General features: G+C 33.6%; 15 protein-coding genes. 9 read left to right on the forward strand and 6 right to left on the reverse strand.

The features are described from left to right. The first annotated feature begins 120 nt into the window (after nt 1–120). The gene (locus BM253_RS09340) at nt 121–468 is read left to right on the forward strand and encodes an FEKKY domain-containing protein (protein WP_091522815.1); all 348 of its coding nucleotides are present in this window, start codon (nt 121–123) and stop codon (nt 466–468) included. Nucleotides 469–518: 50 nt separating this feature from the next. Here the strand turns inward: BM253_RS09340 and BM253_RS09345 are convergent, their stop codons facing one another. The 4 genes from BM253_RS09345 to BM253_RS09360 all read right to left on the reverse strand — a co-directional run bounded on the left by BM253_RS09345 (nt 519) and on the right by BM253_RS09360 (nt 4,708). Then, nucleotides 519–2,663: a M3 family metallopeptidase gene (locus BM253_RS09345; RefSeq protein ID WP_091522818.1), complete on the reverse strand. Its 2,145-nt coding sequence runs from the start codon at nt 2,661–2,663 to the stop codon at nt 519–521. Nucleotides 2,664–2,762: 99 nt separating this feature from the next. After that, entirely contained in the window at nt 2,763–3,284 is a 522-nt protein-coding gene (locus tag BM253_RS09350; RefSeq protein ID WP_091522822.1) for a YceI family protein, read from the reverse strand. A 17-nt stretch (nt 3,285–3,301) separates the two neighbouring features. After that, a complete protein-coding gene (locus BM253_RS09355) occupies nt 3,302–4,018 on the reverse strand; it encodes a pirin family protein (RefSeq protein ID WP_091522826.1) in 717 nt (238 codons plus the stop codon). A 108-nt stretch (nt 4,019–4,126) separates the two neighbouring features. Further along, nucleotides 4,127–4,708: a Crp/Fnr family transcriptional regulator gene (locus tag BM253_RS09360; RefSeq protein WP_091522830.1), complete on the reverse strand. Its 582-nt coding sequence runs from the start codon at nt 4,706–4,708 to the stop codon at nt 4,127–4,129. A 93-nt stretch (nt 4,709–4,801) separates the two neighbouring features. Between BM253_RS09360 and BM253_RS09365 the strand changes: the two genes are divergently transcribed. Together BM253_RS09365 and BM253_RS09370 are read left to right on the forward strand one after the other, a co-directional pair. Next, nucleotides 4,802–5,251 (forward strand): GNAT family N-acetyltransferase, encoded by a 450-nt coding sequence (locus tag BM253_RS09365; protein ID WP_091522833.1) that lies wholly within the window; start codon nt 4,802–4,804, stop codon nt 5,249–5,251. A 13-nt stretch (nt 5,252–5,264) separates the two neighbouring features. Beyond that, entirely contained in the window at nt 5,265–6,608 is a 1,344-nt protein-coding gene (locus tag BM253_RS09370; RefSeq protein WP_091522836.1) for a L,D-transpeptidase scaffold domain-containing protein, read from the forward strand. Here BM253_RS09370 and BM253_RS09375 read toward each other — a convergent pair. Then, the gene (locus BM253_RS09375) at nt 6,597–7,406 is read right to left on the reverse strand and encodes a murein L,D-transpeptidase catalytic domain family protein (RefSeq protein ID WP_245758483.1); all 810 of its coding nucleotides are present in this window, start codon (nt 7,404–7,406) and stop codon (nt 6,597–6,599) included. The two genes, BM253_RS09370 and BM253_RS09375, sit on opposite strands and share 12 nt — an antisense overlap. A 181-nt stretch (nt 7,407–7,587) precedes the next feature. On the opposite strand from BM253_RS09375, the gene gpmI reads away from it, so the two are divergent. The 6 genes from gpmI (at nt 7,588) to BM253_RS09405 (ending at nt 14,487) form a co-directional block, all read left to right on the forward strand. Further along, a complete protein-coding gene (gpmI, locus tag BM253_RS09380; protein ID WP_091522839.1) occupies nt 7,588–9,105 on the forward strand; it encodes a 2,3-bisphosphoglycerate-independent phosphoglycerate mutase in 1,518 nt (505 codons plus the stop codon). Between the two features lie 87 nt (nt 9,106–9,192). Further along, nucleotides 9,193–10,233, forward strand: coding sequence for a T9SS type A sorting domain-containing protein (locus BM253_RS09385; RefSeq protein WP_091522842.1), 1,041 nt, complete (start codon nt 9,193–9,195; stop codon nt 10,231–10,233). Nucleotides 10,234–10,363: 130 nt separating this feature from the next. Continuing rightward, the gene (locus tag BM253_RS09390) at nt 10,364–11,104 is read left to right on the forward strand and encodes a hypothetical protein (protein WP_091522845.1); all 741 of its coding nucleotides are present in this window, start codon (nt 10,364–10,366) and stop codon (nt 11,102–11,104) included. A gap of 17 nt (nt 11,105–11,121) precedes the next feature. Then, entirely contained in the window at nt 11,122–12,786 is a 1,665-nt protein-coding gene (locus BM253_RS09395) for a T9SS type A sorting domain-containing protein (protein ID WP_091522848.1), read from the forward strand. Between the two features lie 111 nt (nt 12,787–12,897). Next, complete coding sequence (gene map, locus BM253_RS09400; protein WP_091522852.1) at nt 12,898–13,719, forward strand: type I methionyl aminopeptidase; 822 nt, start codon at nt 12,898–12,900, stop codon at nt 13,717–13,719. A 3-nt stretch (nt 13,720–13,722) separates the two neighbouring features. After that, on the forward strand, nt 13,723–14,487 hold the full coding sequence (locus BM253_RS09405; protein WP_091523097.1) for a class I SAM-dependent methyltransferase: 765 nt from the start codon (nt 13,723–13,725) through the stop codon (nt 14,485–14,487). Between the two features lie 44 nt (nt 14,488–14,531). Here BM253_RS09405 and BM253_RS09410 read toward each other — a convergent pair whose 3' ends face one another. Then, nucleotides 14,532–15,401, reverse strand: a complete 870-nt coding sequence (locus BM253_RS09410; protein ID WP_091522857.1) for a YitT family protein — start codon at nt 15,399–15,401, stop codon at nt 14,532–14,534. Nucleotides 15,402–15,409: the final 8 nt, after the last annotated feature.

Consider the following 15,409-nt stretch of genomic DNA (forward strand, 5'->3'; position numbering starts at 1 on the left):
CCTCAAGTTAACAAAATTTGAGGACAATAAAAAAAATCCCCGACAAAAAACATGTCGGGGATTATACCAAAGACCTTTTTAGACAGCCTCTTTTTGTTATATTGCAGAAAATTTAAACTTATGAATAAATATGTTTTAATTATCGCTTTGCTGACTTTGCAGTTAAGTTATGGTCAAAATCAAGAACAGCAAGCAACGCAACAAAATATCGAAAACACAAAACCAAAAGCATTAGCAAGCTTTATTGTTTTTAGCATTACCGATCAAAGTAATGCAGAAGAATATCTCAAGTTTAAAGAAAAATATAACGTGAATATTAAGTTTGAAAGTTGTGCTGTTGATGTTTCTTTATTTAGTAAAGCTAAAAAAAATAATAAAGAATTAGCTAATCTTTTAACCGAACAATATGGCACAGCTTGGATGGAAGAACTTCCTTGTGGTTTAGTTGGTGTAGATTTGGAAAAATAAAAACCTTAAAGAATAAAAAAGCTCGATTGCAAAATCGAGCTTTTTGTTTATTAATTCAATCCGCGTTTTTTTAACAACGGTTCAATTTTAGGGTCAGCACCACGGAATTTTCTGTATAACTCTGCTGGATCTTCCGTTCCGCCTTTTTCCAAAACATATTTACGGAACATTAATGCTTTTTCAGAATTGAATAAGCCGGCTGTTTTAAATGCTTCAAACGCATCGGTATCTAAAACGGCACTCCAAATGTAGCTGTAATATCCTGCTGAATATCCGCCTGCAAAAATATGACTGAAATAGGTGCTTCTGTAACGCGGAATAATTGCATCAATCAATCCTGCTTCTTTCATTGCGTTTATTTCAAACGTATTTACATCGTCTTTAATTTCTTCGGTTGCTGTGTGGTATTTCATATCTAAAAACGATGCTGCTAAATATTCTGTTGTAGCAAAACCTTGATCAAAAGTTCCGGCTTTTTTCATTTTTTCGATTAATGCATCAGGAATAACTTCACCCGTTTTGTAATGTTTTGCATACATTTTCAATACTTCAGGTTCGGCAGCCCAGTTTTCCATAATTTGCGATGGAAGTTCAACAAAATCTCTTGGAACGTTTGTTCCTGCCAAACTTCTGTAATTTACGTTCGATAGTAATCCGTGTAACGCATGACCAAACTCGTGAAAAAATGTAGTTGTTTCATCAAACGTTAGTAAAGACGGAGTTGTAGCTGTTGGTTTTGTGAAGTTACAAACGATTGAAATTACCGGCATTTTGCGTTTACCGTTTTCCATTTGCTGGTCGCGGTACGATGTCATCCAGGCACCACCACGTTTTGATTCGCGCGGATGCATATCCATATACAATAATCCCAATGTTTTTTTATTGGCATCGAACACTTCCCAAACCGTAACATCGGCATGATATTTAGGCACGTTCGTTAATTCTTTATAAGTTAATCCCCACAATTTGTTGGTTACATCGAAAATTCCTTTACGAACATTTTCTAAACTTAAATAAGGTTTTAATTCCTGTTCATCTAAATTGTAACGCTCCTTACGAATTTTCTCTGCATAATAACGCCAGTCTGCAGGTGCCACATCTTCATTAATTCCTTCTTTACGCATTAAAGCCTGAATGTCTGTAGCCTCTTGCTTAGCTTTATTTACAGCCGGTGTCCATAATTTCATTAGCAAAGTATTCACAGCTTCAGGATTCTTCGCCATACATTCTTCCAACACATATTCTGCGTGGTTTTTATAACCTAACAACTGTGCTTTCTGCATACGCAAATTGGCAATTTTAAGAACGTTTTCTTTATTGTCGTTTCCGTTGTTTTGATTTCCACGGACCTGATACGCATTCCAGATTGTTTTACGCAGCTCGCGATTATCAGCATACTGCAAAAACGGCATTACACTTGAATTGCTTAAAGTGAAAACATATTTACCTTCTTTATTTTTTGCTTTGGCTTCTTCGGCAGCAGCTTCGATTAATTCGGCTGGTAAACCTGCCAAGTTTTCTTTTTTATCGATAACCAGTTCGTAATTGTTGGTTTCGTTCAATAAATTATCACCGTATTTTAATGATAAAACCGATAATTCGCTATTCAATTTTTTAAGTTGGTCTTTATTTTCTGCCGAAAGATTTGCACCACTGCGAACAAAACGCTTGTAAGTTTCATCTAACAACATTTGTTGTTCAGCACTTAATTTTAAAGTTTCTGGTTTTGTGATTTGATATTGATTATAAACGGTTTTTACTTTCTGGAAAAGCGCATCGTTTAAATAGATGTTGTCATTATGTTCGGAAAGGGCAGGAGCCATTTCTTGCGACAATTTCTGCAACTCGTCATTCGTATTGGCGCTTGTTAAATTGTAAAGTACGGTGGTAACTTTGCTTAATGTTTCGCCCGAATTATCAATAGCCACAATAACATTTTCAAATGTTGGTTGTTCTTTGCTATCAACAATTGCCTGAATGTCTTTTTGGTGGTCTTTAATTCCTTCTAAAATAGCAGGTTTAAAATGACTGTTCTGTATTTTATCGAACGGAGGAACTTCAAACGGAGTGTTCCATTCTGCCAATAAAGGGTTTTCTTGTCCTGAAGTCATTGCGGTATTTTCCTTTTTGTTACACGATTGTTGTGCAGCTGCGCCAACTAATAAGCACAGCATAATGATTGTTTTACGATTCATTACTTATGTTTTGTTGCAATTTACTAAAACTATCGGCATAAAAAAAGTACAATCTGTTGAAAGATTGTACTTTACAAAAAACAATTAATAACGAACTCTTTATTTTTGTTCAACAAGCTGAATTTCTGCGTTTAACTTAACATCTTCGCCTACTAAAACACCACCGGTTTCTAACGCTGCGTTGTACGTTAAGCCAAAATCTTTACGGTTAATTTTACCGTCTAAATTTAAACCTACTTTGGTATTTCCCCACGGATCGGTCATTAAACCGCTAAATTCTGCATTTAAAGTAACCGGTTTTGTAATACCTTTTATAGTTAAATCGCCAGTGATTTCGTACTCGCTTCCGTTTCCTTGAATATTTGTTGATTTAAAATTTAAGGTAGGATATTGTTCTGCATCAAAGAAATCGGCACTTTTTAAGTGGTTGTCTCTGTCTGCATTGTTTGTAAAAATCGAATTGATTTTTGCTTCAAACTGTAAATTTGCCTCCTTTAAATCATCGTTAAAATCGATATCAGCCGAATAATCGTTGAATAATCCTTTAACGTTAGTAAACATCATGTGTTTTACTTTAAAACCCACTTCGCTGTGCGTTGGGTCAATTGTCCATTTTTTCATATTATAAATTTTTTAAATTAATTTTGATTCATTGGAACTTCAATAACAAGAAATTCGCTTTTATTGTTTGTTTTGATTGTTACATTTTCGGCTTCCCAGATTCCGATTGCATCGCGGGTTTCTAATTGATTTCCATCAACTTCGATCGATCCATTCAAAAGAAAAATATAAATTCCGTTGTTTTTAGGATCTTCCACAGTAATCGTAGTTTCTTTACCAGCATCGAATTTTGCCATTTTAAACCAAGCATTTTGCTGTAATCTTAAAGTGCCTTCGGCTGTTTCTGGCTGAATCAACGTTTTAATTTCATTATCGTTTACGGCATATTCCATTTGTCCGTAACGTGGAGTAATGTTCATTTTGTTTGGAATGATCCATATTTGAAGGAATTTTACAGCTTCGGTTGCACTGCCGTTCATTTCGCTGTGAGTTACACCTGTGCCGGCACTCATAAACTGAATTTCGCCTTTTTGAATGATACCTTCAGATCCGGTACTGTCTTTATGAGCCAGTTTTCCTTCTAAGGGAATAGAAACAATTTCCATGTTTTGGTGCGGATGTGCGCCAAAGCCTCTGCCTGCTGCTACATAATCATCGTTCAGAACCCGTAAAGCTCCAAAATGAACGCGCTCCGGATTAAAATATCCTGCAAATGAAAAAGTATGATAAGATTTTAACCAATCGTGATCGGCATATCCTCTTGATGCTGCTTTATGAACTGTATATTTTGCCATTGTTGTGCGTTTTTTTAATTTTATAATGTAAAGGTACATTACCCAGATTAATTGGCTGTTAATCTATATTAAGAAATAAAAAAAACGCTGATTTCCAAAGGTTTATTTTTACTTTTTACGCAGCAGGTTGCTTTTCATTTTACTGAAAAACTCGGGCGTAACACCAATAAACGACGCTATGTATTTTTGTGGCAGGCAATTAATAATATCGGGATATTTTTGCAGAAATTTTTCGTAACGTTCTTCGGCAGTTAATGCCATTTTATCTAAAATGCGCTGTTGGTTGGCAATTAAATTGTTTTCGGTAAGTATTCTAAAAAAACGTTCTAATTTAGGAACTTCGGTAAATAATCGTTCTGCATCGCAACGTTGTAAAATAAGTACATCGCAATCTTCCATTACATCAACATATAGTACGGCAGGTTTTCCCGTTAGGTAACTGTACATATCAGCAACCCACCAACCCGGCGTGGCAAAACTTAAAATGTGTATGGTTCCATTATCGTCAATAGTGTAACTGCGTAAAATTCCCTTTAAAACAAAATAGGTAAAATGCGCTTCGTCGCCTGGTTTTATTACAATTGTTTTAGCTTTAAAACTGGCCTTTTCAAAAGCATTAAAAATAATATCTTCTTCTTCTGAAGTTAGCGAAACGTGTTTGGATATATTTTGAAGCAGTAAATTTTTCATTTGTGCGACTTGTTTATTTTACGATCATAAAAATAGCGATTAATTATGAAATCATCTATTTTATTTAGTATCTTGTTGCAAATATAAATTTACATGTTAACATTTAAACAGATAAAAGCAGACGATGTTATCAACATTCGTCATACCGTATTAAAAGAAGGACAACCCATTGAAGTTTGTCATTTTGAAGGCGATTTAGATGAAGGTACCAAGCACTTTGGCGCATTTTTAAATAATGAATTGATTGGTGCAGTAACCATGATGTTTAAAAAAACAAACAATTATAAAGTATATCCGGTGTATCGATTAACGGGCTTGTCTATTTTGCCGGAACATCAGCACAAAAATATTGGCAAACGCCTGCTGCATTTCGCCGAAGAAAACATTTCTCGCAAAGGATCTGTTATGATTTGGTGTTTTGCTCGTGATTATGCCGTAAATTTTTACAAAAAAAATGGTTATAGGTTAAATGTTCAGCAAGTGGTAATTCCGTACATTGGTTCTCACAGAATTATGTTTAAATTTGTAGCGAAAGAAGATTAACCGTTTTTATAGAATGAATATTAGAAAAATTATTGTTGGGGCACTTATTTTTTCTGCATGTACAAGTAACAATTCTAACAAGAATTTATCAAACGCAGAAAAAACAGTAAGGGTTGAGAAGATTATGCTGTTTGGGAAAGATGAAAATGTGGTACAATTTTATACCGACAATAATTTTGAAACAATTTGGCAAGACAGTTTAAGCAGAAATCAACTGATTTCGGCTATTATTGATAGCAGATACGATGGCGTTTTGCCCGAAAAATATCCTTTAAAAAAATTAATTGCTGCGCATTTTAACTATAACGTTTTGAGTATTGCTGAACTTCAAAAAGCCGATGTTGCTTTTAGCGAAAACTTTTTTCGTATCGCAAAACAATTGGCTACGGGTAAGGTAAATCCTAAAAAAATGTATGGCGATTGGGAACCTTACATCCCGGAAAATGATTACATAGCATTATTGAACAAATCGTTGGCAGATCAAAACGTGTATGCTGTTTTAGAGGATATTAAGCCTAAAAGCGAATTATACAAGAAATACAAAAAAGCATTTGCTAAATATGTACCTGTAACTTCAAAGGATACATTGTCTGCCGAAGGATTACTGCGTAAAAAAGTGTGGGTGAATTTTGAACGAACCAAGTGGTTAGAACCCGATTTAGGTGAAAATTATGTTTGGATTAATTTGCCGCAATATGATTTACAGGTGGTTGAAAATGGATCGATTACCGATTCGTACAAAGTGATTATTGGCAAGAAGGATCGAAGAACACCAATACTTTCGTCAGCTTTCAACGGAATCATCGTAAATCCTAAATGGACGGTTCCTCCAACAATTCTTAAGAATGATGTAGTGCCAAAAGCATCTGCTAACCGAGGTTATTTTGCATCGAACCGTTTAACTATTTTCGATAAAAAAACAGGGAAACAAGTAAGTCCTGATAATTGGAATCCGGCTAATTATTCATCGTATCGTTATGTACAACAAACCGGTCGCTTAAATTCGTTAGGTCAGATAAAATTCGATTTCCCCAACAAACACATGGTTTATTTGCACGATACCAATAACAGAACACGTTTTGTAGAAAGCAATCGTGCGTTGAGTTCGGGCTGCGTTCGTGTGGAAGATCCTTTTAGACTGGCAGAAAAAATATTTAAGATCGAAGGAAAAAATATATCAAAAAGCGAAATTGATACCTTGGCGGTAAAAGAGAAGACTAAAAACTTTAAATTAAACAAAAAAGTAAACGTCCATCAAGTGTATTTTACAGCCGTAATCAACGATGCCGGCGATGTAAAAATTCTTAACGACGTTTACTCTTTAGATAATAAACTTTATAAAAGATTAATTCAATAAATTAGATGTTGTAAGATAACCTTTTTGGTCTGCATGGTAAATAAACAAACAACTTTCGTTTTTAATAAGGTTAATAATATCATGCGCAACTTCGTAAGGTAAAGCCGGGCAGCCTAAGCTACGTCCTAAATATCCTTGGTTTTTTCCTAAGTTTTCGTTGGCATAATCGGCAGCATGTATTACAATATCGCGCTCTCGAGCATTGTTGTTAATACCTGCTTCTAAACCATCTAATCGTAACGATAAACCGTGTTTTCCCATATAGGTTTCGGCAGTGGTATAAAAACCAAGGCTGCTTTTGTACGATTCACGTGCATTAGAAAAATCATTCGCATATTCTTTTCCGCTGTTTCTTCCATGAGAAACCACTGTTTGGTAAAGAATTTCATGCGATTTCATATCAATAACCCACATTCTGCGTTCGGTTGATGATTTGGTAAAATCAATAATTGTAAGGATTTCTTTATTTAGTTTTCCTTGGTCTTTTAGTTTGTAATAACCTTTAAAAGCCGCTTTAAAGCTTTCCATTTCAGGTTTTTCAAACTTTTTTTCGTCTAAATCTAAATATTCCGATAAAACCAGTTTATCAAAAGCACTTAAATTACTTGTTGTATTAGATTTTAAATTTGTTTTTGTTACAGCGGCAATTTCTTTCGATTTTATAGTAGAAGATTTTGTAACTACTGTAACTTTTTTACCATTTCCATTCCCATTGTTATCTCCGTTCGGGTCGTTAATTGTCATTGGTTTGAACGATAACAGACCCACCATCATTATAGGCAATAATTTAAAATTCATTTGTTCTTATATTAATGTTGTTTAAACTTCTGAACGTAAATATAATAACTTTATTACAAACCAAACCGTTAATTTAATGTTTAATAAACATATTTAACATTTAATTTTAGTAAAATGTTAAAAAAACAGTCCGAAATCTAAAATTCTATGAGTAAATTTGAACTATATTTTTAATTGAAAAATGAACAAAAAAGTCCTTTTAATGATATTAGATGGGTGGGGAAATTCACCCGATCCAAAAGTATCTGCCATAGATCATGCAAATACCCCTTTTATAGATAGTTTATACAAAAAATATCCTTTTGCACAGTTACGAACCGATGGTTTAAATGTTGGTTTGCCCGAAGGACAGATGGGAAATTCTGAAGTTGGACACATGAATTTGGGTGCCGGTAGAATTGTATATCAAGATTTGGCAAAGATTAATCTGGCGGTTCAAAACAAAACATTAAATGTAGAGCCTGTTTTGCAAGAAGCATTTACTTTTGCTAAAGTTCATAACAAAAAGGTGCATTTTTTAGGTTTGGTTTCCGATGGCGGTGTGCATTCACACATTAATCATTTATGTGGCTTGTTAGATGTTGCTAAAGAATTCGATTTACAAAATGTTTTTGTGCATGCGTTTACCGATGGGCGAGATGTAGATCCTAAATCAGGTGCCGATCATATTGCTTCATTGGTCAAATACATGGATCAATCTACAGGAAAATTAGCCTCGGTTATAGGTAGATACTACGCAATGGATCGCGATAAACGTTGGGAACGCGTTAAAAAAGCCTACGATTTATTGGTTAAAGGTGTGGGAATGCCATCGCATAATGCCGTTTTAAGCATAGCGGATAGCTATATTAACGATGTTACTGATGAGTTTATTGAACCAATTGTAATGATGAATGAGGATAATACACCCGTTGCAACAATTAGCGAAGGTGATGTAGTTGTTTTCTTTAACTTTAGAACAGATCGCGGCAGACAGCTAACCGAAGTTTTATCGCAGGTAAATTTACCCGAATTTGGTATGGAAAAGTTAGATTTGTATTACGTTACTCTTACTAATTACGACGAAAGCTATAACAATGTAAAAGTTGTTTACAATAAAGATAATATTACCAATACGTTGGGCGAAGTGTTAGAAAGTGCCGGGAAAAAGCAAATACGCATGGCAGAAACAGAAAAGTATCCTCATGTAACCTTTTTCTTTTCGGGCGGTCGTGAAGAACCTTTTGTTGGAGAATCGCGTATTTTGTGTCCGTCGCCAAAAGTAGCTACTTACGATTTAAAACCCGAAATGAGCGCTTACGATTTAAAAGATGCCTTAATACCCGAATTAAACAAAGCCGAAGCCGATTTTATTGTAATTAATTTTGCGAACGGCGATATGGTTGGGCATACAGGCAGTATGAGTGCAGCAATAAAAGCTTGTGAAACGGTTGATATTTGCACAAACCAAATTGTAGATGCTGCTGTTTTAAATAATTATACAGTTATTATTTTGGCAGATCACGGTAATTGCGAAACCATGTTTAACGAAGATGGTAGCCCAAACACGGCACACACCACAAACCCGGTGCCCGTAATTTTAATTGATAAAGACATTCAAGAAATTTACAATGGTGTTTTGGCAGATATTGCCCCAACCGTATTAAAATTAATGGGTGTCGCCCAACCCGATGTTATGACAGCGAAAGCACTAATATAAAAAAACGTAGGTAAATGTTTTTTATTTAGAAAAAAATATTACTTTTATCATTAAATTTAATTAACTCAATTTTAAATACAATAAATTATGAAAAAACTTTTACTTTCCGTAGCATTTGTGTTAGCTGCTTTTAGCAATGTAAATGCTCAACAATTATTGTCAGATGATTTCAATTCTTATACTGTCGGTAATGTAGGAACAGATTTAACTGGTACTACAGCGGGACAAGGGAATTGGTATACATTAGTACCTGCTGGAGGTAATAATAGTAATTTTCAGTTTGTCGCTGAAACTGGTCGTGGAAATGTTTTTAGTATTGAAAGCACCAATCAGCCACCAGCGACAGCCCCAGCCCCAGCGAATTATAGACTAGCAACCAAAATGGATTTTAATACTGCTCTATGGAATACCAAAACTACGGGTAATAATATTTTAAAGGTAGAATATGAATTCTTTACAGGCGCAGCAACTACTAGTAAAGCAGTTCATAGAATGGCTGTGTCATCTGCTAACAGAGCAATTGGTGGCTTAACCTATGTACCAGAAACAAGAACTTTGGCTGGATTGGCTTACGCTAATCCACCAGGAGGTTCAGGTCCTGGTCTTTATAATATTACCTTAGGATCTACCCCTTTAGTTTTAGATGCAAATAAATGGTATAAAGTTATTTTTTATGTAGATTATACTACAAACAAAGCAACATGGCAAATCCCGGATAAAAACATTAATGTTAATTTTGATATAGTTTCTGTTGCAACTGAAGCTCCGGATGAAATTTCTTTCTTGGCAATTGCAGGAACTGGTAATGCTATGTCTTCAACTCTTAAATATGATAATTATATGGTTTCAGCAGTAAATAATACAACTGCTAGCGTTGACGATGTTATTTCAACTAAATTTAATATTTACCCTAATCCTGCTAGTGACATTATAACAATTTCTAATCAAGAAAGCATTGGGGTTGAGAAAGTTTCAATAGTTGACATGAATGGAAGAGTGGTTAAAACACAATCGTTTACTAATCAATCAGAAATTCAATTAAACATCTCAGATTTAAGAGCAGGTGTTTATATTTTTAATATTTCAACAAAAGAAGGTAATGCCTCTAAAAAAGTTATTAAAAAATAATATTTTCAAAATATTAAGATTAAAGCCCGAAATTATTTTCGGGCTTTTTTTGTTATAATAATTTTATTTTGCTAATTATAGTTAATTTTTTTACATATATTTACTTAATTAACTTTAAATATTATATAACATGAAAAACAAAATTTTTACTATTGCATTAACCCTTATGGGGTCTTCGTTTTTATTTGCACAACAATGGACAGGTGCTAATAACACAACAAGTAATATTTCAAGAACAGGAAATGTAAGTATAGGGACTTCAAATACGACAGATAAATTAAATCTCAATGGTAGTTTTGGAATTGCCGCCTCTTATGGCTCTGAATTTAATCCCCCAATAAAAAAAGTAATCTTTTACGATTCAAATTCTAATCCTGTACATTTTATAGGAACAAGGACTAATACAATAGGAAGTGGACTTAGTAATCCTTCTATATCATACTTAGCTAATTCATTATATATTGGGTCGGCATCTCATGAAAATACGTTGGTCATTACAGATGGAAAAATTAGTATTGGAACTAATGTGTCATTCCATTCAGATGGCTATCGACTGTATGTTAAGGACGGTATACGTACCGAGAAAATTAAGGTAGATATAGCAGCAAACAACGGTTGGGCAGATTATGTTTTTGAACCTGATTATAATTTAATGCCACTAGCAGAAGTAGAACAGTTTATTAAACAAAACGGACATTTACCTGAAGTACCTACAACAGAACAGGCTATTGCAAATGGTATAGAATTAAAAGAAATGAACATTTTACTGCTTAAAAAAGTAGAAGAATTAACCTTATACAGTATTCAACAGCAAAAAGAACTAGAAGAATTAAAAGCTCAGGTAGGTGATCTTCTAAAAAGCAAAAAATAATCTAAACCTTTGAAATTATGAAAAATAAATTTTTAATATGGTTTTGGATATTATTTCCTTTACTTGCGTTTTCGCAAGGCGAGAACGACAACTGGTACTTTGGTAATAAAGCCGCGGTTAATTTTTCAGGAACTACACCACTTGTTTTAAATAATAGTGTAATGAATACTTTAGAAGCTGTTGGATCTATAAGTGATTTGAATGGTAATCTATTATTTTATACTGATGGTTTAACAATTTGGGATCGCGAGCATAACATTATGGTTAATGGTACAGGCTTAACAGGTGACAGTTCTAGTCAGCAATTAATAATAGTAAAAGATCCGGGTAATTTAAATAGGTATTATGTATTTACAACTGCACTATCATTCCCACCAACGTCTTATATTGCATATAGTATTGTTGATATGTCTTTAGGACCTATAAGTTTAAATGATGGATTACCCCTAGGTGAAGTTGACAATCTTTATAAAAACTTTCCTATTTTTGATAGTTCTAATAATTTTATTCAAACGGAAGCTATAACAGCAATACCTCATTCTGATGGTTCTTCCTATTGGATTTTAATACCATTTGAATCTGAATTATATAGCTATCTTTTAAATAGTAATGGACTATCTAATGTTCCAGTTGTAAGTTCTTTAGGAAATGTAACTTTGCAATATTATTATTATGGTATTAAACCTTCTCTACGTCTAAATAACTCATTAAACTACAGTCATTTTATAACAATAAATCAATGGGTTTCACCTGGATTTAGTAATACATACTCATTTGATAACAATACAGGAAAAATTACAAATGATTATTTACTTGAAATTTCAACTATTGGACCTTATTTAAGTGAGTTTAATAAAGATGCATCAATTTTATATTTAAGTAGCCGTTATAATGCAGAAGTTTTTGCAATAGATATTCCAAATTCAATAGGAAGTGTAGTTTCAAGATTAATATATTCTAACAGCAGTATCACTAATGATGCATGTGGGATCCAAAGAAATACACAAGGAGATATATATGTAAGTATAGAAGATCGAGATTATTTGGCTAAAATTGTAAACCACAACTCATTTTTGAATAGTTATGTTGACGAAAACAATATTTATCTTAATGGGAATAGTACTCGCATGGGATTACCGCAACGTACACCATTACATGATGGATGTATCAGTGATATTTTATTAAATAGTCCTGAAACAAATAATAATTTCTTGTATAAAGTTAGTAATACAATTACAACTCAATCAAATTATTTAATAAATGGTCAAAATATATCAATGAAAGCTGGTAATAGCATTACATTTTTACCAAATACTGAAATAGTTAACGGTTCTGATTTTTTAGCAACAATAGAAACTTGCTATTCTTCAAAACCTAACATAAGTAATTGGCCAGAAAAACCACTTCATCTTAAAACCACAATCGGAACTGTTAAAACTAGTTTAGTATTAGATGATAAAGAAATATATGTTTTCCCAAACCCAACAACAGATATTTTAAATATTTCATCTAAAAACGGTTTAGAAATGAAAGAAATTAAAATCACCGATTTATCTGGAAGAATTGTAAGAACACTAAATAATGCTTCAACAATTAATGTTTCTGACCTTTCGGCTGGTACCTATTTAATAGATATTACAACAAACGAAGGAAAAGCTTCTTCTAAGTTTATTAAAAAATAATGTTTAGAAAAGATTAAAGTTTAAAGCCCGAAATTATTTTCGGGCTTTTTTTATAAAAAACAAAAATTTAATTTATAAACCGTAAATTTGCATCTCAAAACAATAAAGTAAATGATTGTAATTAAATCCAAAGAAGAAATAGAGATCATGCGCACGGCTGCGTTGTTGGTTTCTAAAACTTTAGGAATGTTAGCTTCAGAAATTAAACCGGGTGTAACCACCTTACATTTAGATAAATTAGCAGAACAATATATTAGAGATCACGGCGGCGTACCAGGCTTTTTAGGTTTGTACGGTTGCCCTTGCACATTGCTTACAAGTGTTAATGAACAAATTGTTCATGGTTTACCAACAGATAGACCTTTGCAAGATGGCGATGTTGTTTCTTGCGATTTAGGTGCAATTGTAAATGAATATTATGGCGATCATTGCTATACTTTTGAAGTTGGCGAAGTTGCTGCCGAAACAAAAAAACTATTACAGGTTACTAAAGAATCTTTATACGTTGGTATTCGTGAATTTAAAGCCGGAAACAGAGTAGAAGACGTTGGTTCTGCGATTCAGCGTTATGCCGAAGGCCACGGGTATTCTGTGGTACGTGAATTGGTAGGTCACGGATTGGGTAAAAAAATGCACGAAGGTCCGGAAATGCCAAATTACGGTAAAAAAGGTCGTGGAAAATTATTTCAAGAAGGAATGACAGTTGCAATTGAGCCGATGATTAATATGGGAACTAAAAATATTAAGCAGTTAAAAGACGGTTGGACGATTGTTACCCGAGATGGCAAACCAGCTGCACATTTTGAACATGATGTGGCGTTAGTTGACGGAAAACCTGAACTGCTTTCAACATTTGCTTATATTTACAAGTCTTTAGGCATTGTGTCAAACGAAGAAGATGAGTTTCGTAAACAGCCTTTAGTTTTATCTTAAATGATTAAAAAAGTTTTTAAAACGATATTAAATACCATACCTCGCCCCATTTTAATTCGGGCGAGTTATTTTGTTAGACCTGTTTTGGCTTTTGCTTTAAAAGGTAATCGTTTTACAGATCCGATCGACGGAAAATCGTTTAGAACTTTTCTACCGTACGGTTACGGAAACCAGCGTAACAACGTGCTTTCGCCAAGCACCTTATCTTTAGAACGTCATCGTTTATTGTGGTTGTATTTAAAAAATGAAACCGATTTTTTTTCGAAACAATTAAAGGTATTGCATTTTGCTCCGGAACAGGCATTTTATAATCGATTTATAAAACAGAAAAATCTAGATTATACCACAACCGATTTAGAATCGCCTTTGGCTGATGTGAAAGCCGATATTTGCAACCTGCCTTTTGAAAGTGATTTGTACGATGTTATTTTGTGCAATCATGTTTTAGAGCATATTCCTGATGATACCAAGGCAATGCAAGAACTGTATCGTATTTTAAAGCCGGGCGGAATGGCAATTTTACAGATTCCGCAAGATTTATCAAGAGAAAAAACGTTTGAAGATAATTCGATTATAGATAAAAAGGAGCGTGCAAAAATTTTCGGACAATATGATCACGTTCGGGTTTATGGTCGAGATTATTTCGATAAATTACGACGTATTGGTTTTAAAGTTGATGAGGTAAATTACACTGCAAAATTATCAAAAGAAGAAGTAGAAAAATACTGTTTGGCAAAAGGAGAAATTATTCCGGTTTGCTATAAATAAAAAATAAAAAGTCCTGATGCTTTATTGTATCAGGATTTTTTATTTTAATGTGCATGTTTTTTCTTTAAAATTCCACCAGCAGTTTCTTTAATAGAACTTGAGAATATAAATGCTTTTTCGTCAATTTCATGAATGGCATTCTTTAATTTTCTAACTTCTAAACGCGTAACAACAGTGTACACAATATCGGTTTCGGTACTTACCTCAAAACTATCTTTCATAAAACCACGTTCGCCTTTGTAAACGGTAATTCCTTTGCTCATTTGTAATACTAAAAAGGCTTTAACTTCTTCGCTTTTCGATGAGATAATGGTAACACCTGTAAATTCTTCAAAACCTTCCACCACATAATCAATTGTTTTTGATGCTACAAAATAGGTCAACATCGAATAAAAAGCAGCTTCCAATCCAAAGAAAATTCCGGCAATTAAAAAGATCAAAATATTAATTCCCAAGATAATCTCGCTCATAGAAAAGCCAACTTTTTTTCCTGTGTAAACTGCTAACACTTCAATTCCGTCTAAAGCAATTCCGCTTTTCATACCAAAGCCAACTCCTAATCCAATAAAAAATCCTCCGAAAACAGAAACGATTAATTTATCGTGCGAAACTTCCGGGAAAGGAATAAATAACAAGCAAAGTCCAAGGACTATTACCGAAATAATTGATTTTATTGCAAACGATTTACCAATTAATTTTCCACCCAAAAGCAAAAATGGAATGTTTAATGCTACAAAAATTAATGCGATGTTTATGTGGTATTTTTTGTATAAAAGTAGCGCGATACCCGTTACACCGCCATCGAAAAAATGATTGGGAATTAGTAAACTTTTTAATGCGAAACTAATGCAAAGAATTCCCAAAAGCATGAATAGGTAATCTTTAAAACTGTCTTTCGATAAAATTTTGTCCATTGGTTTAG

Source organism: Paenimyroides ummariense, assembly GCF_900115115.1.
GTDB classification, from domain to species: domain Bacteria; phylum Bacteroidota; class Bacteroidia; order Flavobacteriales; family Flavobacteriaceae; genus Flavobacterium; species Flavobacterium ummariense.